Annotated in this window: 22 protein-coding genes and 1 tRNA gene; 16 read left to right on the top strand and 7 right to left on the bottom strand. The window is 71.7% G+C overall.

The window, feature by feature from the left end; translation table 11 throughout:
* Positions 1–32 precede the first annotated feature (32 nt).
* Positions 33–1,211, bottom strand: coding sequence for a Na+/H+ antiporter NhaA (gene nhaA / locus ACIPEP_RS09975; RefSeq protein WP_402717155.1), 1,179 nt, complete (start codon positions 1,209–1,211; stop codon positions 33–35).
* Positions 1,212–1,332: 121 nt separating this feature from the next.
* Between nhaA and ACIPEP_RS09970 the strand changes: the two genes are divergently transcribed.
* The 8 genes from ACIPEP_RS09970 to ACIPEP_RS09935 all read left to right on the top strand — a co-directional run bounded on the left by ACIPEP_RS09970 (position 1,333) and on the right by ACIPEP_RS09935 (position 9,555).
* Positions 1,333–2,133 carry a MazG family protein gene (locus ACIPEP_RS09970; RefSeq protein WP_402717154.1) on the top strand — a complete coding sequence of 267 codons (801 nt, stop codon included), beginning with the start codon at positions 1,333–1,335 and terminating at the stop codon, positions 2,131–2,133.
* 317 nt (positions 2,134–2,450) lie between these two features.
* On the top strand, positions 2,451–3,695 hold the full coding sequence (gene hisS / locus ACIPEP_RS09965; protein ID WP_402717153.1) for a histidine--tRNA ligase: 1,245 nt from the start codon (positions 2,451–2,453) through the stop codon (positions 3,693–3,695).
* A 98-nt stretch (positions 3,696–3,793) separates the two neighbouring features.
* On the top strand, positions 3,794–5,077 hold the full coding sequence (eno, locus tag ACIPEP_RS09960; protein WP_071294716.1) for a phosphopyruvate hydratase: 1,284 nt from the start codon (positions 3,794–3,796) through the stop codon (positions 5,075–5,077).
* Positions 5,078–5,377: 300 nt separating this feature from the next.
* Positions 5,378–5,911, top strand: a complete 534-nt coding sequence (locus ACIPEP_RS09955) for a septum formation initiator family protein (RefSeq protein WP_070416773.1) — start codon at positions 5,378–5,380, stop codon at positions 5,909–5,911.
* A 35-nt stretch (positions 5,912–5,946) separates the two neighbouring features.
* Positions 5,947–6,495 carry a DUF501 domain-containing protein gene (locus ACIPEP_RS09950; protein ID WP_229085142.1) on the top strand — a complete coding sequence of 183 codons (549 nt, stop codon included), beginning with the start codon at positions 5,947–5,949 and terminating at the stop codon, positions 6,493–6,495.
* Between the two features lie 43 nt (positions 6,496–6,538).
* Positions 6,539–8,026: an NAD(P)/FAD-dependent oxidoreductase gene (locus ACIPEP_RS09945; protein WP_070416771.1), complete on the top strand. Its 1,488-nt coding sequence runs from the start codon at positions 6,539–6,541 to the stop codon at positions 8,024–8,026.
* A 72-nt stretch (positions 8,027–8,098) separates the two neighbouring features.
* A tRNA-Leu gene (locus ACIPEP_RS09940) sits at positions 8,099–8,172 on the top strand.
* Positions 8,173–8,214: 42 nt separating this feature from the next.
* The gene (locus ACIPEP_RS09935) at positions 8,215–9,555 is read left to right on the top strand and encodes a threonine/serine exporter family protein (RefSeq protein ID WP_083295032.1); all 1,341 of its coding nucleotides are present in this window, start codon (positions 8,215–8,217) and stop codon (positions 9,553–9,555) included.
* 94 nt (positions 9,556–9,649) lie between these two features.
* On the opposite strand, the gene ACIPEP_RS09930 is transcribed toward ACIPEP_RS09935, so the two are convergent.
* On the bottom strand, positions 9,650–11,323 hold the full coding sequence (locus ACIPEP_RS09930; RefSeq protein ID WP_402717152.1) for a class I adenylate-forming enzyme family protein: 1,674 nt from the start codon (positions 11,321–11,323) through the stop codon (positions 9,650–9,652).
* Positions 11,324–11,468: 145 nt separating this feature from the next.
* Positions 11,469–13,853: a hypothetical protein gene (locus tag ACIPEP_RS09925; RefSeq protein ID WP_402717151.1), complete on the bottom strand. Its 2,385-nt coding sequence runs from the start codon at positions 13,851–13,853 to the stop codon at positions 11,469–11,471.
* 238 nt (positions 13,854–14,091) lie between these two features.
* Between ACIPEP_RS09925 and ACIPEP_RS09920 the strand changes: the two genes are divergently transcribed.
* Together ACIPEP_RS09920 and ACIPEP_RS09915 are read left to right on the top strand one after the other, a co-directional pair.
* Positions 14,092–14,673 carry a LemA family protein gene (locus ACIPEP_RS09920; protein ID WP_070416768.1) on the top strand — a complete coding sequence of 194 codons (582 nt, stop codon included), beginning with the start codon at positions 14,092–14,094 and terminating at the stop codon, positions 14,671–14,673.
* Positions 14,674–14,695: 22 nt separating this feature from the next.
* Positions 14,696–15,595, top strand: a complete 900-nt coding sequence (locus tag ACIPEP_RS09915) for a M48 family metalloprotease (protein WP_402717150.1) — start codon at positions 14,696–14,698, stop codon at positions 15,593–15,595.
* 73 nt (positions 15,596–15,668) lie between these two features.
* Here ACIPEP_RS09915 and ACIPEP_RS09910 read toward each other — a convergent pair whose 3' ends face one another.
* Complete coding sequence (locus tag ACIPEP_RS09910; RefSeq protein ID WP_402717149.1) at positions 15,669–16,928, bottom strand: winged helix-turn-helix domain-containing protein; 1,260 nt, start codon at positions 16,926–16,928, stop codon at positions 15,669–15,671.
* A gap of 95 nt (positions 16,929–17,023) precedes the next feature.
* On the opposite strand from ACIPEP_RS09910, the gene ACIPEP_RS09905 reads away from it, so the two are divergent.
* Complete coding sequence (locus tag ACIPEP_RS09905) at positions 17,024–18,292, top strand: AI-2E family transporter (protein WP_254791795.1); 1,269 nt, start codon at positions 17,024–17,026, stop codon at positions 18,290–18,292.
* A gap of 45 nt (positions 18,293–18,337) precedes the next feature.
* Entirely contained in the window at positions 18,338–19,582 is a 1,245-nt protein-coding gene (gene ilvA, locus ACIPEP_RS09900) for a threonine ammonia-lyase (RefSeq protein WP_070416764.1), read from the top strand.
* Between the two features lie 82 nt (positions 19,583–19,664).
* On the opposite strand, the gene greA is transcribed toward ilvA, so the two are convergent.
* Positions 19,665–20,153, bottom strand: a complete 489-nt coding sequence (gene greA, locus ACIPEP_RS09895; protein ID WP_070416763.1) for a transcription elongation factor GreA — start codon at positions 20,151–20,153, stop codon at positions 19,665–19,667.
* A 67-nt stretch (positions 20,154–20,220) separates the two neighbouring features.
* Entirely contained in the window at positions 20,221–20,712 is a 492-nt protein-coding gene (locus tag ACIPEP_RS09890; RefSeq protein ID WP_175473661.1) for a DUF4307 domain-containing protein, read from the bottom strand.
* A 33-nt stretch (positions 20,713–20,745) separates the two neighbouring features.
* Between ACIPEP_RS09890 and mca the strand changes: the two genes are divergently transcribed.
* Entirely contained in the window at positions 20,746–21,636 is an 891-nt protein-coding gene (mca, locus tag ACIPEP_RS09885; RefSeq protein ID WP_402717148.1) for a mycothiol conjugate amidase Mca, read from the top strand.
* On the top strand, positions 21,633–21,980 hold the full coding sequence (locus tag ACIPEP_RS09880) for a hypothetical protein (protein WP_402717147.1): 348 nt from the start codon (positions 21,633–21,635) through the stop codon (positions 21,978–21,980). The genes mca and ACIPEP_RS09880 overlap by 4 nt, the downstream gene beginning before the upstream one ends.
* Before the next feature lie 125 nt (positions 21,981–22,105).
* Here ACIPEP_RS09880 and ACIPEP_RS09875 read toward each other — a convergent pair whose 3' ends face one another.
* Positions 22,106–22,840 (bottom strand): hemolysin III family protein, encoded by a 735-nt coding sequence (locus ACIPEP_RS09875; protein WP_070419188.1) that lies wholly within the window; start codon positions 22,838–22,840, stop codon positions 22,106–22,108.
* A 99-nt stretch (positions 22,841–22,939) separates the two neighbouring features.
* On the opposite strand from ACIPEP_RS09875, the gene ACIPEP_RS09870 reads away from it, so the two are divergent.
* Positions 22,940–23,725, top strand: a complete 786-nt coding sequence (locus ACIPEP_RS09870; RefSeq protein ID WP_229085150.1) for an isoprenyl transferase — start codon at positions 22,940–22,942, stop codon at positions 23,723–23,725.
* An 86-nt stretch (positions 23,726–23,811) separates the two neighbouring features.
* Complete coding sequence (locus tag ACIPEP_RS09865) at positions 23,812–24,921, top strand: aminotransferase class V-fold PLP-dependent enzyme (RefSeq protein WP_071294707.1); 1,110 nt, start codon at positions 23,812–23,814, stop codon at positions 24,919–24,921.
* The last annotated feature ends 13 nt before the right edge of the window (positions 24,922–24,934 follow it).

Here is a 24,934-nt window from a genome sequence, read left to right as displayed (position 1 = left end):
CGCGGGACGCGCACGGACCCCGCGCGACCCCGCTACTCGGTCGCCTCGGCCTCGGAGAGCTCCCGCCGCGCCCGGTACCGACGCGCCCGCAGGCTGACCACGACGGCGGAGGCCACGATCGCGATGCCCGAGCCGACGAGGACGGCGAGCACCCCCTCGTCGAGGATCTCGTCGTTGCGGGCGAAGGCGAGCTCGTTCATGAGCAGCGAGACCGTGAACCCGATCCCGCCCAACACCCCCACCGTGACGATCGACCCGAACGACAGCGTCGAGCGGCCGGGCGCCCGGAAGATCCGGGTCGCCACCGCCCCGAACAGCGTGATGCCGATCACCTTGCCGACCGGCAGCGCGAGCACCACCGCCCAGAACGTCGGCGACAGCTCCCCGATGCCGACGGCGGGCACCACCACGGCGGCCGACGCGAAGGCGAACACCGGCAGGACGATCGCGTTCGACCACGGCTCGACGTTGCCGTGCAGCGTGTGCCCGGGGCGGCGCGGCAGGACGAGCCCGAGCGCCACGCCCGCGATCGTCGCGTGCACGCCCGAGTGGTACACGAGCCACCACGTCAGGACACCGAGCACGACCATGCCCGCGATGACCCAGGCCTGGCCGGGACGCCCGGGGCGCAGGGCCTTGCCGAGCAGCCAGAAGAGCGCGAGCACGACGACGGCGCCGGCCAGCGCGAGGAAGTCGGTGTCGTGCGCGAACACGACGGCGATGATGATGATCGCGATGAGGTCGTCGAGCACCGCGAGGGCCAGCAGGAACACCCGGAGCGTCGAGGGCAGCCCGCGGCCGAACATCGCCAGGACGCCGAGCGCGAAGGCGATGTCGGTCGCGGTCGGGATCGGCCACCCGTGCCCGTACGGCGTCCCTGCGGTCACGAGGAGGTAGATGCCGGCCGGGACGAGCACGCCGCCGACCGCCGCGATCGCGGGGATGACCGCCGTCTTCGGGTTCGAGAGCTCACCGGCGACGAGCTCGTGCTTCAGCTCGATCGCCACGAGCAGGAAGAACACCGCGAGCAGCCCGTCGCTGATCCAGTGCGACACCGAGAGGTCGAGTCCGACCGCACCCCACGGGGCGTGCACGTGCAGGAGGTGCTCGAGGCCGGGGCCGAGCGGCGAGTTCGCCACGACGAGCCCGAGGACCGCCGCGGTGAGCAGGGCGATGGCGCTGAAACGGGGGGAACGGACGATTGCCGGCATGGAGCTCCGTCGGAGAAGGGTCGGGTGAGAGATCGTCGACCAGACTTCCCGACACGCCACGTACAGCATACCGGCCGACCATCGGCGGCGTCCACGGTGTGCTGCGTGGCACGATGACCGCATGACCGCCGTCTCGGACCTCGTCACCGTCGTCGACCGCCTGCTCGACCCCGCCGGAGGGTGCGTCTGGAACCGCGCCCAGACCCATGCCTCGCTGGCGCGCTACGCGGTCGAGGAGTCGTACGAGCTGGTCGACGCGATCGACTCCGGGGACGACGACGAACTCCGCGAGGAGCTCGGTGACGTGCTCTACCAGGTGGTCCTCCACGCGGGACTCGCGGAGTCGTTCGACCTCGAGGACGTGGCCGCCGGCGCCCGGGACAAGATGGTGCGCCGGCACCCGCACGTGTTCGGGGACGAGCGGGCGGACACCGTGGAGGACGTCGTGCGCGTCTGGCGGGCGGCCAAGGCTGCGGAGAAGTCCTCGCGGCGGAGCGTCTTCGACGGGGTCCCTCGGGCGATGCCGCCGATGGAGCGGGCCGTGAAGCTGCTCGAACGCCTGGAGGAACGGGGGGACTCCGACGCGGTCGTCGCCTCCGTCGTCGCGGCGGCGGGCGCGGGGGCGCGGTCGGGAGGCGCGGGTGGCGTCCCGGACGCCGGTGCTGCGGGTGCGGGGGCGCGACCGGGGGCCGCGGGTGCGGTTCCGGACGCCGGTGCGGTTCCGGACGCCGGTGCGGTTCCGGACACGGGTCCTGGTCGGGATGTGCGGGTGGAAGGCGCCGGTGGTGCCGTCGTGGACGCCGGGTGGGGGACCGCCGTGCTCGCGATGATCGCGGAGGCGCGCGGCACCGGGATCGACCCGATCGCCAGTCTGCGTGCCGCGGTCGCGGAGCTGGAGGCGGCCGGCCGCGTCGGAGAGTGAGGCGACCTGCCGCGCCCGAGCGGTGCGGGTGCGGATGCGCTGTGCGGGTGCGGGGGGCTGGGGGCGCGGGCAAGGGGAGTGCGGGCGTCCTCCCAACCCGAAAAAAGGAGGACGCCCGCGAGTGGGCCGACGGCACCACCAGGGATGCGGTGCCGATGGAGCAGCCCACTCGAACCGCGGGGCACACTGCAGCACGTTGCCCACGCGATCGGTTCGTCGGATGGATCAGGCACCCGTCGAACCGAGGTTCTGGATGAAGAATATCAGCCGGTCGGAACGTGTGCAAGCCGGAGAGGTCGATCTGCCAGAATCGATCCATGGCTCCGACCGTGACGGCTCCCCGTGGCATGCGTGACTTCCTCCCGGCAGACAAGGCCCGGCGCGAGCACGTCCTGGGCGTGATCCGCGACGTGTACGCGCGCCACGGGTTCGACGAGATCGAGACCCCGGTCGTCGAGGACGCCGCCCGCCTGCACTCGGGCCTCGGCGGCGACAACGAGAAGCTCGCGTTCGCGGTCATGAAGCGCGGGCTCTCCACCGAGGACCTGCAGCACGCCGGTGCGCCGCTCGACCTCGCCGACCTCGGGCTGCGGTTCGACCTCACCGTGCCCCTCGCACGCTTCTACGCCACGCACCGTGCCGAGTTGCCGTCGGTGTTCCGGTCGGTGCAGATCGCCCCGGTCTGGCGTGCTGAACGCCCGCAGAAGGGGCGCTACCGGCAGTTCGTGCAGTGCGACATCGACATCCTCGGTGAGCCCGGGCAGCTCGCCGAGATCGAACTCATCCGGGCGACGACCGCTGCCCTCGACGCGCTCGGGATCCAGGGCACCACGATCCGGATCAACGACCGCCGGATCCTCCTCGCGCTCCTCGGGTCGTGGGGGATCACCGACCCGACCGCCGCCGACCGCGCGCTCATCACGATCGACAAGCTCGACAAGATCGGGCCGGACGGCGTGGCGGCAGAGCTCCGCGAGACCGTCGGCGTCGAGCTCCCCGGGCTCGAGGACACGATCCGCACGCTCGAGACCGCCGACTGGGACGCCGTCGGGGGAGCCACGTGGCTCGACGCCGACGCGTTCGAGGACCTGCAGCGGCTCCGTTCGGCGCTCCCGGGCGTCGACCTGCGCTTCGACCCGACGCTCGTCCGTGGCATGGGCTACTACACGGGCACGATCTTCGAGGTCGCGCACCCCGACTTCGGCTACAGCCTCGGCGGTGGTGGGCGCTACGACGGCATGATCGGCCGGTTCCTCGGTCAGGACGTGCCCGCGGTCGGGTTCTCCCTCGGGTTCGAGCGGCTGGTCGACCTCGTCACGCTCCCCGAGTCCGCCGAGTCCGACGCCGTCGTGCTCGTGTACGACAAGGACGTCGACCCGGTCCGGCTCGCGGCGCTCAAGGCCGAAGCGCTCGAGGGGCACCGTCGTGTCCGGCTCGAGCGACGCACGAAGAACATGAAGAACCTGCTCGCGCGACTCGTCGCGCAGGGCTTCGACGCGTTCGCCTCCGTGGGTGCCGACACGCAGTCGCTCGAGGGTGTGGAGTTCCGCCCGCTGGCGTGAGTTCTCCACAGTCGCCCGTCATGCACGCCTCGTGTTCACCCGCGCCTCGCTAGGATCGACTCCGCAATCACCACAACCGAACGTGTAGGGAGTACCCCGTGGCCCAGATCGACGCCGTAGGCGCACGCGAAGTCCTCGATTCCCGAGGCAACCCGACGGTCGAGGTCGAGGTCCTGCTCGACGACGGGGTCGTCTCGCGCGCACTCGTCCCGTCCGGCGCCTCCACCGGTGCGTTCGAGGCGTACGAGCTCCGTGACGGAGACGCTTCCCGCTACGGCGGCAAGGGCGTCCTCAAGGCCGTCGACGCGGTCCTCGACGAGATCGGTCCGGCGCTCGAGGGCTTCGACGCCACCGACCAGCGCCTCGTCGACGCCGCGCTCATCGAGCTCGACGGCACCGAGAACAAGTCGCGCCTCGGTGCGAACGCGATCCTCGGTGCCTCGCTCGCCGTCGCACGCGCGGCAGCCGACTCGGCCGACCTGCCGCTGTTCCGCTACCTCGGCGGCCCGAACGCGCACACGCTGCCCGTCCCGCTCATGAACGTCGTCAACGGTGGCGCGCACGCCGACACCAACGTCGACATCCAGGAGTTCTTCCTCGTGCCCTACGGCGCCGAGTCCTTCTCCGAGGCGCTCCGCTGGGGCGTCGAGACCTACCACGCGCTCAAGGGCGAGCTGAAGAAGCAGGGTCTCGCGACCGGCCTGGGCGACGAGGGCGGCTTCGCCCCGGAGCTCGCGTCCAACCGCGCTGCGCTGGACTTCCTGCTCGCCGCGATCGAGAAGGCCGGCTTCACGCCGGGCAAGGACATCGCGCTCGGCCTCGACGTCGCCTCCACCGAGTTCTTCCACGACGGCAAGTACGCGTTCGAGGGCAAGCAGCTCTCCGGCGAGGAGTTCACGGCCTACTTCGCCGAGCTCGTCCGCGACTACCCGCTCGCCACGATCGAGGACCCGCTCGCCGAGGACGACTGGGCCGGCTGGTCGCACCTGACCGCCGAGCTCGGCGACAAGGTGCAGATCGTCGGTGACGACCTGTTCGTCACGAACCCGACGCGCCTGCAGCGGGGCATCGACGAGAAGGCCGCGAACTCGATCCTCGTCAAGGTGAACCAGATCGGCACCCTGACCGAGACCCTCGACGCCGTCTCCCTCGCGCAGCGCCACGGCATGACGGCGATCCTGTCGCACCGCTCCGGCGAGACCGAGGACACCACGATCGCGGACATCGCGGTCGCGGTCGACGGTGGCCAGATCAAGACCGGCGCCCCGGCCCGCTCGGACCGTGTCGCGAAGTACAACCAGCTGCTCCGCATCGAGGAAGAGCTCGGCGACGCCGCGGTCTACGCGGGCCGCTCGGCCTTCCCGCGCTCGGCTTCCCTGTAACCAGCGCCCTCAACGAGACGCCGTCCTCCTCCGGGAGGGCGGCGTCTCGTCGTTCGCCCGTCGAGGTCGCACGGCATGCCGCGCGCCGACCGTCGAGGTCGCACGAACTGCCGCCTCAGCCGGACGCGGGCGACCGATCGTGCGACCTCAGCGGATCGCCCGCGGCGTGTTGCGCGACCGCGTGCCGGGCGCTGGCAGCGATCCGGGGGTGCGCCGCGCCTCCTGGATCGCCCGCTGAGAGGGCGCCGAACGGCCGCGTGCCGACCGCCAGCAGGCCCGCCGGCGGGTTATCGTCGGACCGTGCCCAGCCAGAAGCCCCGTGTCCGCCGCGTCCCCGTGGCGCTGCCCGAGGGCGGCTCGTCCGAGCAGCCGTGGTACCGCTCGATCCGGTTCTCCGGGTTCAGCCTGCTCATGCTGGCCATCATCGTGCTGTTCGTCGTCGTGCTCGCACCGTCACTCCGGACGCTGATCCAGCAGCAGGAGCAGATCGCCCAGCAGCAGCGCGAGGTCGCGAGCCAGAAGGCCGACGTCGCCCAGAAGAAGAAGGACGTCGCGCGCTGGGACGACCCCGCGTACATCGAGGCGCAGGCCCGGGACCGACTGCTCTACGTGTACCCCGGCGAGGAAAGTTACCTCGTGATGGGCAGCGAGAACCGGAAGGCCGAGTCGACGCCGACGACCGATTCCGGTACGCCCGTGAGCTCGACCGTGCAGACGCCGAAGGTCGACTGGGTGCAGGCGATGCTGTCGTCGGTGCTGACCTCGGGGCTCACCGACGAGACCACGCAGCAGCTCGTCGCACCGGACGTCTCCGGCACCGGCGACACGAAGTAGGACGACGCGCGGGACTCCGGTAGGCTCACGTACCCGTGACGACCCCTCCCTTCGACCCGCCCTCCGAACGCGACATCCAGGTCGTCTCGGCGCAGCTCGGCCGACCGGCGCGTGACGTCATCGGGATCGCTGCTCGCTGCGTCTGTGGCAACCCCACCGTCGTGTCCACGAAGCCCCGGCTGTCGAACGGCACCCCGTTCCCGACGCTGTACTACTTGTGCCATCCCGCGGCCACCGCTGCGGTCAGCACCCTCGAGGCCAACCAGGTCATGCCCGAGCTGGCAGCCCTGCTCGAGGACCCGACCGTCGCCGAGCAGTACCGCGCGGCGCACGAGTCCTACCTCGCCGATCGCGAGTCGATCGAGCACGTCGACGAGATCGACGGCATCACCGCCGGTGGCATGCCCACCCGTGTGAAGTGCCTGCACGCCCTCGTCGGCCACGCCCTCGCCGCCGGACCCGGCGTCAACCCCATCGGCGACCTCGCGCTCGAGCGCGTGAGCTGGTCGCCTGCCCGGTGTGAGTGCCGGGCGTATGATGAGGGAGCAGACGCCGGAGTCGGGGCGGGTGGCGGCGAATTCTGACCAGCCTCCCGGCAACCACCCCACTCCAAGGAGATCATCCACCGTGCCCAAGATCCTCGTCGTCGGCGGCGGTTACGCCGGCTTCTACACCGCCTGGAAGCTCGAGAAGCACCTTCGTCAGGGCGAAGCCGAGGTCGTCATGGTCGACCCGCTGCCGTACATGACGTACCAGCCGTTCCTCCCCGAGGTCGCCGCCGGTTCCATCGAGCCGCGTCACGCCGTCGTCTCCCACCGCCGTCACCTCAAGAAGACGCGCGTCGTCACCGCCAAGGTCACGAAGGTCGACCACGCCAGCAAGACGGCGACGATCACCCCGGCCGAGGGCGAGGCGTGGGAGGAGTCCTACGACCAGATCGTCATGACCGCCGGTGCGGTCTCGCGTACCTTCCCGATCCCGGGCGTCGCCGACGAGGCGATCGGCCTGAAGACGATCGAAGAGGCCGCGGCGATCCGCGACAAGATCCTCACGAACTTCCACAAGGCCGCGACCCTGCCGGCCGGCCCGGAGCGTGACCGCCTGCTGACCGTCGTCGTCGTCGGTGGTGGCTTCGCCGGCATCGAGGTGTTCGCCGAGCTCCGCTCGTTCGTCTCCGACCTGCTCAAGAGCTACCCCGAGCTGTCGTTCGACGACACGCACTTCCACCTCGTCGAGGCGATGGGCCGCATCATGCCCGAGGTCTCGCTCGAGACGTCGCACTGGGTGCTCAAGAACCTCGCGCAGCGCGGCGCCACGGTGCACCTCGAGACGCAGCTGGCCTCGGCGGTCGGCGGCGTCTGCGAGCTCAAGACCAACGACGGCGCGATCGAGAAGATCGAGTCCGACCTCATCATCTGGACCGCCGGTGTCATGGCGAACCCGATGGTCAAGGGCACCGACCTCCCGCTCGAGCAGCGTGGCCGCATCCGCGTGCAGCCCGACCTGCGCGTGGTCGACGACAACGGCGTGATCGCCGACGCGTGGGCCTGTGGTGACGTCGCGGCCGTGCCGGACCTCACCGGTGGTGGCGTCGGCGGCTTCTGCGTGCCGAACGCCCAGCACGCCGTCCGCCAGGCGAAGCAGCTCGCGAAGAACCTCGTCGCGACGATCCGCGGCGAGGCGACGACCGACTACAAGCACGAGAACCTCGGTGCCGTCGCCGGCCTCGGTCTCGGCATCGGCGTCTTCCAGTCCGGCAAGTTCGCCATGAAGGGCTTCCTCGCCTGGGGTGCCCACCGCGGCTACCACGGGCTGGCGATGCCGTCGTGGGAGCGCAAGTGGCGCGTCATCGGCGACTGGGTCGGTGGCTTCTTCCTCGGCCGCGACATCGCGTCGCTCGACGACCGCGAGACCCCGCGTGCCGCGTTCGAGGCGTTCGCGTCCCGTCCGAAGCCCGCAGCCGAGGCCCCCGCGGCACCGGTCGAGGCGTCGAAGCCGACCACCGCTCCGGAAGAGGGCAAGCCCGCCGGTGCGGCCGGTCCCGCCTACGGCGAGCCGGCGAAGGACGTCTCGAACGACGCCGAGCCGGTGAAGGCCGAGGCGGACGCCAAGTAGCGACACGCTCCAGACGAGGCGGTCACCCCACGGGGTGGCCGCCTCGTCTTCGTCGGTAGGCTGTTGCGGCCCGCCCCCGTGGCCCAATCGGTAGAGGCATGCGACTTAAAATCGCCGAGTTGTGGGTTCGAGTCCCACCGGGGGTACCGAGGCGACGGACGAAACCCCGCCCCCGCTACCATTCTCGGGTGGTCGGATTCGGAAGCGCGCTCGCGAACCTGCGGAACGCCCTCGGCCGACCCGAGGCCCACGTCGAGGTGGTCGACGGCGAGACCGTCCCCACCGGCATGCTGCTCGGCACGCTGGGCGCCCTCCTCCTCGACGCCGGCAGCTCGGTCACGGACGTCCGTTCGGCGCTCGAGAAGGCGCGCGATGCCGCCGGGGTCGGGCCGACGCTCGCCGTCGGGGTCCTCCCCGCCCTCGTCATGGTGAGCGAGGTCGCCACCGGCGCCGCCACCATCGTCAACGCCGAGGGCGTCGAGCTCTCGAGCCGCCAGGCCGCCCGGGCGAACCGGCTCGTCCTCGGCCTCGAGAGCGGTTCGATCGCTCTCGCCGAGATCCCCGCACGGGTCCGGGCGATCCGCGCCGGGACCGTCCCACCGCCGGCACTCCCGTGGATCCTCGGCAACGCCCTGACCTCGGCCGGACTCGCGGTGGTGTTCCGCTGCCCGTGGTGGGCGATCCTCGTGGCGCTGGCCGTCGGAGCCCTCGTCGGCGTGATCGGCCTCCTGCTGCGCCGCTTCCGCGAGGCCGTGGCGATCATCCCGTTCCTCGCGGCCTTCGTGTCCACGACGATCGTCGGGCTCGTCGCCGCCGGCACCGGGTTCGACCACGTCCCGCTCTTCGCCGTGTGCGCCCCCGTGGCCGTGTTCGTGCCGGGAGCCCTCATCACCAACGCCCTGCTCGAGCTCACCGCGGCCGACATCGTGACCGGGTCCTCGCGGCTCGTGCAGGGGCTCATCATGCTCGGGTTCATGGCCGCGGGCATCGCGTCGGGGAGCGCGCTGACCGGGCTGCACGTCGACCCGTCCTCGGCGGCACTCGTCGGCGAGGTCGCCGGTGTCGGCACGGACCGCGGCGGGTGGGAGGCCGTCCCGTCCTACTGGGTGTCGTGGGTCGCGGTGGTCGGACTGGCCGTCGGCCTCGGCCTGGTCTTCCGGTCGGGGTGGCGGCTCACGCTCGTGTCCGTCGCGGTCATGGTCACGGCCTACGCGCTGGTGAGTGGGACGACCCCGCTGTGGGGGAGCGTCGTCGCCACCGGTGCGACCGCCGCGCTGCTGTTCGTCGCGACGCGGCTGCTGGAGCGGCTGGTGCCGGCGATCCCGGCGACGGTCTCGTTCTTCCCGGCGTTCCTGCTGCTCGTGCCGGGGACGGTCGGGCTCGTCGCGGTCGCCACGTTCGACCCGGAGGCGCTGGCGAACCCGCTCGCGACCTTCGTCAGTCTCTGCATCGGCACGAAGATCGGCGGCCTGCTGCCGGGGCTGTTCGCGCGGAACGCACCGCACCGCGGGGTCGACGCGACCCAGTAGACGCGCGCAGCGCGGAGAGCGCGGCAGGCGCCGTGGACGCGACCCACTGCGGGACTGGAGGCGCGGTGCCAGTTCGCACCGCGCCTCCAGGCCGTCACGGCGCGAGCAGGCGCCCCGCAGCCTGGTCGTCCACAGCCGTCGCCTTCGCGAGGTAGTGCACCTTCTTGCCCGTGGCGTTGTACGGCAGCTCGGTGACGAACCGGTAGAGCCGCGGCCGCTTGTAGCGGGCGAGGCCGGGGTGCGACGCGGTCCACTCCTCGAGGGCTGCGGCGGCTTCGACGTCGTCCTCCGGCAGTCGCCCGGGCGCGCGGACGACGTACGCCGTCACGACCTCGCCCCAGCGCTCGTCGGGGACGCCGACCACGATCGCGTCGGCGACGCCCGGGTGCTCCTGCAGTGCGGCCTCGACCTGCACGGGGTGGACGTTCTCGCCGCCGGAGATGATCATGTCGTCCTTGCGCCCGACGATCGTCACACGCTCGTGCTCGTCCCACGTGGCGAGGTCGCCCGGGTAGAACCAGCCGTTCGCGAACTTCTCGGCCTCGAGCCCGGGGTTGCGGTACGAGTAGCCGGACTTCACGGTGCGGACCGCGAACTCGCCGATCTCCGAACCGTCCTTCGGCACGGTGTCGCTCGGGTCGGCGAGGCGGTCCTCGTAGACGCGGACCACGGCGACGTCGTCGTCGGTGGAGGCCCGGCCGGTGGACCCGGCACCGTCGGGGAAGTCCTCGGGGCGGAGGAAGGTGTTCCAGAAGGTCTCGGTCGTGCCGTATCCGTTGAAGATGCGGGGCGACAGGAGCTCCTGGTACCGGAGCGCCGCGGCCCGGTCCAGCGGAGCGCCCATCGTCACGATGCCGTTGAGGGAGGACAGGTCGCGGGGCCGCTGCTCCTGGGCGTTCGCGAGCTGCACGAGGTTCGGCGGGGCTCCGATGAGGAACGTCAGCTGCTCGGACTCGACCAGGTCGAGCACGCGGTCGGCGTCGAAGTGCCGGAGCGTGGTGAGTTCGGCGCCGACGTAGAACACCGGGTTCGGGCCGCCGGAGTACAGACCGCCGCGGTGGAAGAGCGGCGACATGTTGAGGGTCTTGTCGAACGGGCTCAGCGGGAAGTGCATGATCACGTCGTGGGCGCTGAGGACCTCGACGAGGCTCGGCAGCGGCACGGGCTTCGGCCGTCCGGTCGTGCCGCTCGTGTACAGGCGCGTCGTCTCGTCGTAGGTGCTGCGGGGCTCGGACGCGGAGAGCTCGTCGGCGGAGACGGGGTCGCTGGTGAGGAGCGCGGCGAAGTCGACGTCGCCGGGCCGGGTTCCGTCGCCGACCACGACGACGTGCTCGGGCGTGTGGTCGGAGCTGGCGAGCGCGGCCGTGATGTCGATCGAGCGGGCGGCGTCGTGGACGAGGACCACGGGGGCGGAGTCCTCGATGATGAACGCGACCTCGTCCGACGCGAGCCGGAAGTTGGTGGGGGAGAACACCGCGCCGATGCGGTGGGCCGCCAGGTACAGGATCGCGAACTCGGGGGAGTTGAACAGCTCGACCATGACCACGGAGCCGCGACCGACCCCGTGGCGCACGAGCCACCCGGCGACGCGGTCGACGTCGGCGCCGAGCTCGGCGTACGTCCACGAGCGGTCGGTGTCGGGATCGCGGAGCGCCGGTCGGCCGGCGAAGCGGTGGGTGTTCCGGGCGAAGCCGTTGGCGTACGTGTAGCTGTGCTCGAAGACGTCGCGGAAGCGGGTCGGGTCGTAGTCGGATCGGGTCTCGGTCATCGTCGCTCCCAGCAGCGGTCGTGGTGCTGCACGCACCGTCCGTGGTGCCGCGCGCTCCGTTCGTGATGTCGCGCGCACCGCTCGTCAGCGTATCCGTGCAGCGAGCCTCGGCGGCAGCCCGATCCGAGCCCTGACGGTGCCACGTTCAGGCGCGCTGGTCGACCCGGGCCGCCCGCTGCCAGCACCAGACGGCGACGGCTCCGGCGGTGCAGACCGCGGCGACGACCACCAGTGCGACGGGGGAGACGTGCGTTCCGCCGGACCCGGAGTACACGGCGGCGGCCAACGCGACGGCGACCGCGGCGATGGCGGCGTACCGACCACGGGACCGCGCGAGCAGGGACTGCCCGGCGGACCCGGCCACCGGCAGCAGCGTCACGACGACGGCGCCGAGGCCGCCGACGCACAGGGTGATCGCGAACTCGGACACGAACGACACCCAGAAGCCGGACCCCGGCGTGACGGAGTGCAGGACCCAGCCGGCCGCCGCCACGACGAGCAGCGCGATCGACCGCCAGGTGGCGCTGCGGGCGCCGGCAGCGATCGAGGAGCCGAGCCGGAGCGCCCGGGTGTCGAGGTCCGGTCGGCCGATCGGCACGAGGACGGCACCGACGATCACGGCGGGTGAGAGGTCGAAGGTCCGGGTGACGCCGCACGCCACGAGGGCGGCGAGCACCAACCAGGGGGAAACCCGGAACCCGATCGTGCTGCGGTCGGTGCCGGCTGCCCAGCGGGTGGCGAGGACGATCGTCGTCGTGAGGACGGCCGCGCCGAGCAGGACCGCGATCGCCAGGCGGACGTAGCGGGCCTCGAGGGAGATGCCGACGCCGAGGAGCGTGCACAGCCCGACGACCAGCACCGCGACGGTGATCGAGGCCCAGGTCGGGAGCACGTCCTCGCCGCGGCGTCGCTCGTCACGGGGGCGGTTGCGACCGAGGAGCCCGGCGAACGGCGACCGGATCCGGCCCCGGGCGACGCCGGCGACGAGTGCGAGCGGACCCGCGATGAGCACGAGGAACCCGGCGGCGACGGCCGTGGCGACGAGGACGGTGCGCCACGAGAACGCCGCCTGGATGGTCGGCACGGTGGTGTCGTACGCGGTGGAGGCGGTCCAGTCGCCGGCGGGGCCGGACCAGTCGAGCCCGCGGCCGTGCCCGCCCGTGGTGGTGCCGGACCCTGCGCCGCTGCCGCTGCCGCTGCCGCTGCCGCTGCCGCTGCTGCCGCCGCTGCTGCCGCCGGTGCCCCCATCTGAACCGGAACCCGAACCGGTGCCGGGGCCGGTGGATCCGCCGGTCGCGGTGCCGTGGCCGTTCGGGCCCGTCGTCGTGCCGGTGCTGCCCGTTCCGGTACCAGGGGTCCCGGACGGCGAGCCGCTGCCGGTCGACCCGTCACCCGGCGTGCCCGGGGCCGCGGACGCACGGGAGACGACGACCCGGACGGCCGTCGAGGTCGGCGAGAAGTTGCCGGCGGCGTCGTGCTGCGTCGCCGTCACCGCCCGGGTGCCGGCGCCCAGCGTCGAGCCGGCCGTGGTGCAGGACCACCGGCCGGAGGCGGGCACCTCGGTCCGGCAAACGGGCGCACGGTCGACGTACACGGTGAGCACGGCGCCCGCCTCGCCCGTCCCGCTGACGGTCAGGGGCTGGACGCGCACGCGGTCGCCGGAGCCGGGCGCGATGATGCGCGGTGCCGTCGGCGCGGTCCGGTCGAGCGTCACGGTCACCGGGGTCGACGCAGCGCTCCGCAGGTCGGACCGGTACCCGTCAGCCGTGCTCGCGGTCTGCGTGGCGGTGACGGAGAGCCGTGCGTCGCCGCCCGGGGTGCCGCCGCGGAGGGACACCGTCCACCGGCCGTCGGCACCGACCGTGGCGGTCCGGTCCGTCGACGACCCGGACACCGAGAGCGTGACGGTCGACCCGGCGTGCCCGGTGCCGGTCACCGGACCGTTCGTGGGCCGTGCGGTGGTGACGACCGGCGGGACGATGACGTCGGACGCCGGGGTGCGCGCCGAGCCGAGCCCGGGGAAGCTCTGGTCCGCCACGGTGAAGACCTGCTGCGGTCCGCTCCGGACGGTCGCGAGGCAGGACCAGGCTCCGTCGTCGTGGACGGTCGCGGTGCACCCGGTCGACCCGGTCGACGCCGGACCGGTGACCCGCAGGGCGTGCCCGGGGGTGCCCCGGCCGCTGAAGCGCACGGTCCCGCTGGTGATGTCGCCGGGGTCGTCGATCGACGGGCGCACCGGGGGCCGGCTCGGCGACGTGGTCGGGGGCGCCGGGGTCAGGTGGTCCTGGGGCGCTGGCGTAGGGGTGGGTGTCGTGCCCGGATCGGGGTCCGCAGCGGCAGCAGCGGTGGACGTCAGGGCTGCGGACGTCACGGCTGCGGACGTGACGGCGGTGGCCGGCGCCACGGCGAGGGCGAGCAGGCCCACGACGAGGGCGGCCCCCGCGGCGACGGCCAGCGTGATCCGGGTTCGGCGAACGGGGCCGTCGCCCCCGACAGCCCGGTCGTCCACGTTCTCCCCGCGCGCGTTCATCCGAGTCCATCCCACGTGATCGAGCCGCTCGGGTCAATACGTCGATCGGATGATGTCCGTGGACCGAGCGACACGCCGAGCAGCCCGAGCGCGCGGTGTGTGCGACTCGGGAATCGCCCGTGAACCGGGGCCGTGGACGAGAGGGCACCCCGCTGGTCGATACAATCGTCCTCGGCCGTGACGCCGGCCCGACGGCCCCGTCACACCGCGATCCCGACGCGCAAAGGAGTACGCCCTCATGGACACCGGACTCATCACGACGCTGATCGTCGTCGGAGTGGTGGTGGTCCTCCTCGTCGTCGTGGGGATCTACCTGTGGGTCACGTACAACTCGCTCGTCACGCTGAAGGTCCGCGTCGACGAGGCGTGGAGTGACATCTCCGTGCAGCTCAAGCGCCGCGCCGACCTCATCCCGACGATCGTCGAGACGGTGAAGGGCTACGCCACGCACGAGAAGTCCGTGTTCGAGGCCGTGACGAAGGCCCGCGCCGAGACGCTCAGCGCCGGGGACGCCTCGAGCGCCTCCACGGCAGAGGGACACATGCAGAAGGCGCTGAAGAGCGTGTTCGCGGTGGCCGAGGGGTACCCGCAGCTGCAGTCCAGCCAGAACTTCCTGCAGCTGCAGTCCGAACTCGTCGACACCGAGGACAAGATCCAGTCCGCCCGTCGCTTCTACAACGGCGGCGTCCGCGAGCTGAACACCAAGATCCGGGTCTTCCCGAACTCGTCGTTCGCGAAGAGCCGTGGCTTCACCGAGGCGTCGTTCTTCGAGACCGCCGAGCCCGCGGCGATCGCCGAACCGCCGCGCGTCCAGTTCTGACCCGCCCGGGGACGGCTGCGACGTGTACAGCGCGATCGCGCGCAACAAGCGCAACACGGTCCTCATCGTCCTGGTCTTCCTGCTGATCATCGGGGCGCTCGGGTTCCTCGGCGGTTACCTCGCCGGCAACGTGTCGATCGGCGTGATCGTCCTCGTGGTCGCGCTCGGGTACGCGCTGGTGCAGTACTTCGCCGCGGGTCGCCAGGCCACGGCGATCGCGGGCGGCATCGAGATCGACCGGAACACCGAGCCACGACTCTGGCGCACGGTCGAGAACCTCGCGATCGCCACTGGGATGCCGATGCCGCGCGTCTTCGTGATCGAGGACCCGTCGCCGAACGCCTTCGCCACCGGCCGTGACCCCGACCACGCGATCGTCGCCGCGACGACCGGGCTGCTGGCGATCATGGACGACCAGGAGCTCCAGGGCGTCATGGCCCACGAGCTCGGGCACGTCCGGAACTACGACATTCGCGTCTCCACGATGGTGTTCGGGCTCGTGGTCGCGGTCGGTCTCATCGCCGACGTGCTCCTCCGCATCTCGATCTTCAGCGGGCTCGCCGGCGGTCGGAACCGGAACAACGACAACGGCGGCACCAACCCGATCCTGCTCATCGCCGGCCTCGTGGCGGTCATCGTGGCACCGATCGCCGCGGCGGGCGTGCAGGCCGCGGTGTCCCGGCAGCGGGAGTACCTGGCGGACGCGACCGGCGCGATGACCACCCGCCACCCCGAGGGGCTCGCCCGTGCGCTCGAGAAGCTCGGCGCGTACGGCCGGCCGATGCAGACGCAGAACTCGTCGATGGCGCACCTCTGGATCGCCGACCCGATGCGGCCCGGCCTGATGGACCGGCTGTTCTCCACGCACCCGCCGCTGCCGGACCGGATCGCGCGGTTGCGCGGGAGTCTCGACCGGTTCTGACCCGAGGGCGGGTGCCGGCGACCGGGTGCGGCCCAGGAGGCGCGGGCCTGCCCCGCCTCGCGCCGCCAGCCCGTCAGACGGCCGGTTCCAACGCCACGCTCGCGTCCGCGTCGTCGGCCGCGACGTGCGGCACCAGCCGGACGCCGAGCGCCCCAGCGACCGCAGCCGCGGCGGTTCCGCGATCGGTGACCTCGACCCCGTCGAGCCCCTGCCACGCGGCCGTCCGTCGGAGGGTCTCGGCGAGCCGCCCGGCATCGAGCCGCTCGCCCGGCTCTTCCCACGCCGTCCGCACGCGCAGGACCCCGCGCTGTCGGTCGCTCTTCAGGTCGACCCGCCCGACGAGCCGGTCGTCCTGCAGGACGGGCAGGACGTAGTAGCCGAAGACCCGCTTCGGGGCCGGCGTGTAGATCTCGATCCGGTAGTGGAACCCGTACATCCGTTCGGCCCGCCGCCGGAACCACACGACCGGGTCGAAGGGACTGAGCACGGCGTCGGCCGTCACGTGCCGCGGGACCCGGGCATCGGCGTGCATCCAGGCGCGCTCGCCCCAGGACTCGACCCGCACGGGCACGAGATCCCCGGCGGCGACGAGTTCGGCGATCGCCGCGGCGGTGTCGTCGGAGCGGAGCCGGTAGTAGTCGGCGATGTCCGCGCGGGTGCCGACGCCGAGTGCCCGGGTGGCCCGGCGGACGAGTTCGAGGACGGCTGCGGGTCGCGCCGGTGCGGCCTCGAGCGTGCCGGCAGGCAGGACCTGCTCGGGGAGCGCGTAGACCCGCTCGAAGCCTGACCGTCCGGCGCTCACGACGTCGCCCCAGCGGAACATCTGCTCGAGTCCGAGCTTCACGTCGCTCCAGCCCCACCACGGCCCGCGGCGGACGTTCGACTCGTGCTCGACCGCGCTCGCCGGCATCGGCCCCTCGGCCGCGAGCAGCGCCCGGAGCTCGCGCCGGACCCCCTCGGTCCGCCGGACCCCGTCGATCCGGTTCGGCCACGAGTCGCGCTCGCGCAGCGCGTCCATCCGCCACCGGAAGAGGGGGAGGTCGGTGCGGTCGACGAAGGCGGCCTCGTGCGCCCAGTACTCGGCGTAGGGACCGCGCTTCGACATCGTCAGACGGTCGAGGGTGGACCGGTCGTAGGCGCCGAGCCGGGCGAAGAGCGGCAGGTAGTGGCTGCGCTCGAAGACGTTCACGGAGTCGATCTGCAGCAGGCCGAGGCGCGCGAACCCCGCGTTCAGCGCTCGGGTCGACACGGCGTCGGCAGGTGGCTGGCCGAAGCCCTGGGCAGCCAGTGCGACGCGGCGGGCCTCGGCAGCGGAGAGCGTGGTCCTGACCATGTCCCGAAGGCTACCGATCGCCGCCGACACCCTGCGATCGGTCACGTATGCCGTATCTGGTACCTGTCGGGCCGCACATCGGTACACTCGCGACCATGGCATGGGGCAGAAAGCAGCAGCAACCGACGCATCCGGACCCCGTGGTCGAGGAGTCGGTCCCGACCGGCATGCGGATCGCCGGCGCGTGGTCGTGGCGGATCCTGGTCGTCATCGGGGTGATCGCGGTCTTCATCTGGCTGATGACGATCTTCAGCCAGATCCTCATCCCGTTCCTCGTCGGCATCGTCGTCTCGGCGCTGCTCGTGCCGATCTCGAACTGGATGCAGCGCCACCACGTGCCGAAGTGGCTCGCGGTCGTCATCAGCCTGCTCGGCGGACTCGCGGCGATCGGCGCGCTGGTGTGGCTCGTCGTCGACCAGATCATCGCGTCCTACCCGTCACTCCGCGACCGCACGGTCGACCAGTACGCGAACATCAAGGACCTCGTCCTCAACTCCGGCCTGGGCATCACGCAGGGCGACGTCAACGGCTGGCTGGACGACGGCACGAAGTGGCTGCAGGACAACAGCGCGTCGATCCTCTCCGGGGTCGCGAGCGCGGGGTCCGGTGCCACGCACGTGTTCGAGGCGCTCTTCATCATCCTGTTCACCACGATCTTCCTGCTCATCGACGGCAAGAACGTGTGGCGGTGGGCCGTGCGGCTCTTCCCGAAGAAGGCCCGTGCGACCGTCGACGGCGCCGGTGTCGCGGGGTGGATCACCCTGACGAGCTTCATCCGCGTGCAGATCTTCGTCGCCTTCGTGGACGCCGTCGGCATCGGGCTCGGCGCCTTCATCGTCGGCCTGTTCTTCGGCGGCATGCCGCTGGTGATCCCGATCGCGGCGTTCGTCTTCCTCGGTGCCTTCATCCCCGTCGTCGGTGCGATCGTGACCGGGTTCCTGGCCGTCTTCGTCGCGCTCATCTTCAACGGCCCGCTCGCGGCCGTCCTCGTCCTCGCTGTCGTGCTGCTCGTGCAGCAGATCGAGGGACACATCCTCCAGCCGCTCGTCATGGGCAACGCGGTCAAGGTCCACCCGCTCGCGGTGGTCCTCGGCGTCACAGCGGCCTCCGGGCTCGCGGGCATCGCCGGTGCCTTCTTCGCCGTGCCGCTGATCGCCACCGTGAACACGATGGTCATGACGATCGCGAGCGGCCGCTGGCGTGGACTCGACTCCGAGCACGTGCTCGAGGCGACCCCGAAGCGCGGCCAGCACGGGCAGCTCCAGCTCCGGCGTGGCCGCCGCCACAAGGTCGGCGACGCGGTCCCCGCACCGGGCAGCAAGCCGGAGCCGACGGCGGCTGAGGGCACTGCCAGCACCAACTGACGTCACGGGTTCGTCAGGAGTGCCGCGAGCGACGATGATGGACCCGTGACCGACACCACCACGCCGCTGATCCCCACGCTCGACGACATCGAGAAGGCACGTGTGACGATCGCCGGGGTCGCCCGTGTCACCCCGATGGAGACCTCGCAGTTCCTCGCCGAGGTCCTCGGGTCGCCGGTGCACCTCAAGTGCGAGAACCTGCAGCGCACCGGTGCGTACAAGGTCCGCGGTGCGTACAACCGCCTGTCGACCCTCACCCCGGAGCAGCGGGCCGCGGGCGTCGTCGCCGCGAGCGCCGGCAACCACGCGCAGGGGGTCGCCCTGGCCGCGCGCGAGCTCGGCATCCCCGCGACGATCTTCACGCCGGTCGGCGTCGCCCTGCCGAAGCTCCAGGCCACGCGGCACTACGGCGCCGAGGTCGTCCTGCGCGGGCACTCGGTGGAAGAGGCACTGAGCGCGGCCAAGGACTTCGCGACACGGACCGGAGCGGTCTTCATCCCGCCGTTCGACCACCCCGCGGTCATCGCCGGCCAGGGCACGCTCGGGCTCGAGATCCTCGACCAGGTGCCCGACGCCGACACGGTCATCGTGCCGATCGGCGGCGGCGGCGTCATCGCCGGCATCGCCCTCGCCGTCAAGGGCGTCGCCGAACGCCTCGGACGCACCATCCGGGTCATCGGGGTGCAGGCCGAGAACGCCGCCGCGTACCCGAGCTCGCTCGAGGCCGGCGAACCCGTCACCGTCAGCACGAAGCCGACGATCGCGGACGGCATCGCCGTGGCGCGACCCGGCGACCTGAACTTCCCGATCATCCGCGACCTCGTCGACGACATCGTCACCGTGTCCGACGACGACGTCGCACGGTCGCTCCTGGTGCTGCTCGAACGCGCCAAGCTCGTCGTCGAGCCCGCCGGAGCCGTCGGCGTCGCGGCGATCATGTCCGGTGCTGTCCGCGACACCGGTCGCACCGTCGTCCTGCTCAGCGGCGGCAACATCGACCCGCTCATGATGGAACGCGTGATCACCCGCGGCCTCGTCGCGGCGTCGCGCTACATCGGCATCCGGATCATGCTGCCGGACCGCCCCGGTCAGCTCGCCCGCGTCTCGCAGGTCATCTCGGACGCCGGCGCGAACGTCGTCGAGGTGCTCCACACCCGGCACGGCCAGGGGCTCGTCATCAACGAGGTCGCGCTCGACCTGTCGATCGAGGCGCGCGGTCCAGAGCACGCGCAGGAGGTCATCCACCGCCTGCACGAGGTGGGCTTCCAGCCGGAGCTGCTCGAGCACTGAGACGGGCGCTGAACCGAGCCGGAGACGGACAGGAGGCGCGGTGCCAGCTGGCACCACGCCTCCTGTCCGTCAAGGGTGGCGTCTACGGCTCGTAGCGCTCGACCTTCGTCACCTCGACGGCGATCTCCTTGCCGTTGGGCGCGGTGTACGTGGCCTTCTCGCCGGCGCGCAGACCGACGATGGCCGCGCCCACCGGGCTGACCGGGCTGTAGACGGTGAGGTCCGAGCCCTCGCCGACGATCTCGCGGTTGCCGACCAGGAACGTCGACTCGTCACCGGCGATGACGGCGGTCACCACGGTGCCGGGCTCGACGGTGCCGTCGAAGTCCGCTTCGCCGACGGTGGCGTGCTTGAGGAGCTCGGTGAGCTGACGGATGCGGGCCTCGATCTTGCCCTGCTCGTCCTTGGCGGCGTGGTAGCCGCCGTTCTCCTTGAGGTCGCCCTCTTCGCGAGCGGCTTCGATGCGGTTCGCGATCTCCTGGCGACCTTCACCGGACAGCGTCTCGAGCTCGGCCGTGAGGCGGTCGTGCGCCTCTTGCGTCAGCCACGTGACCTGGGTGTCGTTGCTCATGGTGATTCCCTTCAGCAAAGAACAAGACCGGCCGGTGTGGCCGGTCTTGTCCGCGAATCACAGCAGTCTAGGGAACCCAGCAGTCGTGGATCAAGCCGGTCACACCGCGTGACACGGTGTTCACGGGCGTGCTGATGCTCCGGACGCGCTGATCGGATGCCGGCACCCGGATCTCGCGCCAGCCGACGATCGTGTACGACTTGTCGAGGACCTGGACGGCGCACTTCGCGACCGTGCCGGGGTCGACGGAGATCTGCGTGTGCACGACCACCTGGTGGTCGGAGACGACCTGGTACCCGACGTCGTCGGTGTCGAGGCCGTGGCTGGTCTGCCCGGGACCGGCCCAGACCACCCAGACGATGAACACCAGGGCGACGGCGGCAGCGGCGACGATCCCGATCAGCCGCGTGCGACGAGCGCGTCCGGGGGTGCGGCCGTAGCGGTCGTCCAGCGTCGCGGTGGTGCTGGCGGACGGCTGAGGTGCCGGTTGGTGCTGCGGTTCGGACAGTTCGGGGCTCCCGGGGTGATTATCCTGATCCCAGGGTAGTTCACGTGACACTGTGTGCTGCCACGCGATCAGTGAGGAAGACCAGTGCCGTACCGCTTGATGGCCGTCCACGCCCATCCCGACGACGAGTCGAGCAAGGGAGCGGCGACCACGGCGAAGTACGCGGCCGAGGGCAACGAGGTCCTCGTGGTCTCCTGCACGGGCGGCGAGGCGGGGGACATCCTCAACGACCAGCTCGGCGAGCCCGCCACGAGCCGGGCGCACCGCGACATGGCCGGGTATCGCCGCACCGAGATGGCCGGGGCCCAGGCGGCGCTCGGCATCGACCACCTGTGGCTCGGGTACCACGACTCCGGCCTGCCCGACGCCGACAAGGGCGAGACCGTCCGCCCCGGCACCTTCTCGACGGTGCCGCTCGAGTACTCGACCGAGGCCCTCGTGCGGGTCATCCGGCGCTTCCGGCCGCACGTGCTCGTCACCTACGACGAGAACGGCGGCTACCCGCACCCGGACCACATCCGGACGCACGAGGTCTCGGTGGCCGCCTGGCGCGACGCCGCGGACCCCGAGAAGTACCCCGACGCCGGGCCCGCGTGGTCCGTCGCGAAGCTCTACTACGAGCGCACCATGAACCCCCGGCGCTTCAAGACGGTCTTCGAGGCCCTGCAGGAACGCGACCCGGACAGCCCGGCGGTCGAGCAGCTGCGCGAGTGGGTCGAACGGTTCGCCGACCGGCCCGACCTCGCCACGACCCACGTCGACGTGCACGAGTACTTCGACGCGCGTGACGCGGCGCTCCGGGCCCACGCGAGCCAGGTGCCGCCGGACAGCGCCTTCTTCTACTGGCCGAACGACCTCCTCGCGACGGTGTGGCCGACCGAGGACTACCAGCTCGTCGAGGCCCGCGTGCCGACCGAGCTCCCCGAGTCCGACCTGTTCGCGGGGATCCCTGCCGACAAGGACACCACTGCGTGAGCACCCTCCACGCGGCACTCGCCGCGACCCCCAGCCCGAGCCCGACCTCGAGCGTCCCGGACGTCGACGTGACGCCCGGCGTCGCGGGCTTCATCGCGATCGCGGTCGTGGCCATCGTGACGATCCTGCTCGTGATCGACATGACCCGGCGCATCCGGCGGACCCGCTACCGGGCGGAGATCCGGGAGCGGCTCGAGGCCGAGGCGAACGGCACCGCGGGTGGCGAGCGTGACGGCATCGACCGTGACGGCATCGATCGCGACGGCGTCGCGACGGACGAGCCGGAGCGGCGTGCGGCCGAGGACGGCCGGGCCGACGTCGGGGACGACACCGAGCGCGGCTGACGCCACGAGCGCGGCTGACGCGACCGGCGCGGCTGACGCGACGGGCGCGGTGGACCCGCGTGTGTGCGGGACGGGAGGCACGGTGCGGGCCCGACCCGCGCCTCCCGTCCGACGGACCGTCGCGGTCAGCGCACCGGGTCCAGCGCCACGATGAGGACACCCGCCCACTGGGCGGCGAACGCGACGACCGTGAGGGCGTGGAAGACCTCGTGGAAGCCGAACACCGTCGGCGACGGGTTCGGCCGCTTGAAGCCGTACACGAGTGCGCCGAGGATGTAGGCCACGCCGCCGGAGAGCACGAGGACCGTCATCGGGACGCTCGCGGCGAAGAACTGCGGCAGCAGCCCGAGCGCCGCGCAGCCGAGCACGAGGTAGATCGGCACGTAGAGCCACCGGGGCGCCCCGATCCAGAGGACCCGGAAGGCGATGCCGAGCGCCGCGCCGGACCACATCACCCAGAGCACCACGACCATCAGGGTGTGCGGCAGGGCGCAGATCGCCACGGGTGTGTACGTGCCGGCGATGAGCAGCAGGATGTTCGTGTGGTCGATGCGCTTGAGCACCGCCTTGACCGTCGGGCCCCAGGGGAACCGGTGGTAGGTCGCCGAGACGCCGAACATCGCGAGCGACGTCGCCATGAACACGGCGCTGCCCACCTTCGCCGCGGGTGAGCCCGCGAGGACGATGAGCACGATGCCCATCGCGATGGCGAACGGGAACGCCCCGAGGTGGATCCAACCGCGCCACGCGGGCCGGGGTTCGGACGCGCTGGCGGTCGTCCGTCCGGCTGTCGCGGTGCTCGCGGCCTCGTCGGTGAAGGGGACGTGGGGGAGGGTCCCGGTGTCGTGCTCGGCCTGCATGGTCCGACCGTAGGGGCCGATGCCGAACGAACGCCGAACACGGGCGGACGGCCCGGGGAACGCGGCTCGCTCCGAGGCACTGTGCACTATGTTCGTTCCGTGACCGGCAGGGTGGGATGGGCAGGACGAGGGATCCTCTACCGCGCCTACCAGAACCGGATCCGCCGGCAGATCGACGGATCGGCGATGCCGAAGCACGTCGCCATGATCGTGGACGGCAACCGTCGCTGGGCGAAGCAGCTCGGCCTCGAGTCCGCCGCGCACGGGCACCGCGCGGGCGCCGCGAAGATCCCGGAGTTCCTGACGTGGTGCGACGACCTCGGCATCGAGGTCGTGACGCTCTACCTGCTGTCGTCCGACAACCTCAAGGGTCGTGGCGGCGACGAGCTCGAGCAGCTCGTCGGCATCATCGCCGACCTCGCGGGGACCCTGGCCGACCACCGGGACTGGCGGGTCCAGCACGTCGGCTCGAACGAGGGCCTGCCCGAACCCCTCGTCGCCGCGCTCTCCGCCGCCGAGCAGCGCACGGCGGAGCACACCGGGCTGCACGTGAACCTCGCGGTCGGCTACGGCGGCCGTCGGGAGATCGCGGACGCCATGCGCAGCATCGTGCAGGCGCACGACGAGGGCGGCGGCACGCTCGACACCCTGGCCGAGGTCCTCACGCCCGAGCTCATCGGCGACCACCTCTACACCCAGGGGCAGCCGGACCCCGACCTGGTCATCCGGACGTCGGGCGAGCAGCGGTTGTCCGACTTCATGCTGTGGCAGAGCGCGCACAGCGAGTTCTACTTCGTCGAGGCGCTCTACCCGGACCTGCGCGAGGTCGACTTCCTGCGCGCCGTCCGCGACTTCGGGTTGCGGTCCCGCCGGTACGGCGGCTGACGACCGCCGTTCCCCGCACTGCGGCGGCTGTCGGCCGTTCATCCCAGTAGACTCACAGGGTTTTCGTCCCACGGAAGGTTGCCCCTGTGAACATCGCCGAGTACGCCTCAGGCTTCGCCGAGGAGCCCGGCTACCTCGACCACGCCGCCTTCGGGCCCGTCCAGACCGCTGTCCTCGAGGAGCAGCGCGTGCTCGGGACGATCCAGGAGCACATGCGCTTCGGCGCCATGGAGACGCTCGACGAGCAGGACGCCCGGGTCCGCACCGTCGCCGCACGGCTCGTCGGTCGGCGCGAGGACCAGGTCGTCTCGCAGACCGCCACGACCCCTGGGCTCCTGCACACCGCGTTCGGGCTCACCGGCGGCGTGCTCGTCTCCGCCGACGAGTACCCCTCGCTGCCGCTGGCCCTCGCGAGTGCTGCCTCGGCCACGGGCGGTCGCGTGCAGCCCGTCGTGATCGAGTCCGGCGCCGGGTGGATGACGCCGTCGCTCATCGAGTCGCGCCTGTCCGACGACGTCACCGCGGTCGCCGTCTCGCTCGTCGACTGGCAGACCGGCTACCTCGCCGACCTCGCCGCCATCCGCGAGGTCATCGGCGACCGCCTCCTCATCGTCGACGCCATCCAGGGGTTCGGCGTGGTCGACGCCCCGTACGAGCTCGCCGACGTCGTCGCGACCGGCGGCCAGAAGTGGTTGCACGCCGGGTGGGGGACCGGGTTCACCGCGTTCAGCGACCGTGCTCTGAACCGCCTCCGGCCCGCCCTGTCCGGCCCGCACGGCACGACCGGGTGGCCGACCGAGGTCCCGTCGGTCCGTCCGGGTGCCGCCGGGTTCCAGATGACCCGCACCGACCCGGTGTCACAGGCACGCCTGGCGGTGTCGCTCGACCGGCTCACGGCCGTCGGTGTCGCCGCCGTGCAGGAGCGGGTCACCGACCGGGTCGAGCGGGTGTTCGACATCGCCGACGAGTTCGGCCTGTCCGTCGAGTCCAGCCGCGACCCCCGGGAGCGCGCCGGGATCGTGGTGCTCCGACCGCCGCAGGGGCGGCTCACCGCGCTGTCCGCGGCGTTCCACAACCACGGCGTGACGGTCACGACGCGGCTCGGGGTCGCGCGGGTGTCGGTGTTCGCGTCCACCACGGACGAGACGCTCGACATGTTCCGCGACGCCTGCCTGTCGTACGCCACGATGCAGTAGCGGCCGCGTTGTT

Source organism: Curtobacterium sp. NPDC087082 (assembly GCF_044745045.1).
Taxonomy (GTDB): domain Bacteria; phylum Actinomycetota; class Actinomycetes; order Actinomycetales; family Microbacteriaceae; genus Curtobacterium.
The sequence above is the reverse complement of the archived record's forward strand: the minus strand, read 5'-3'. Positions and strand labels throughout refer to the sequence as shown.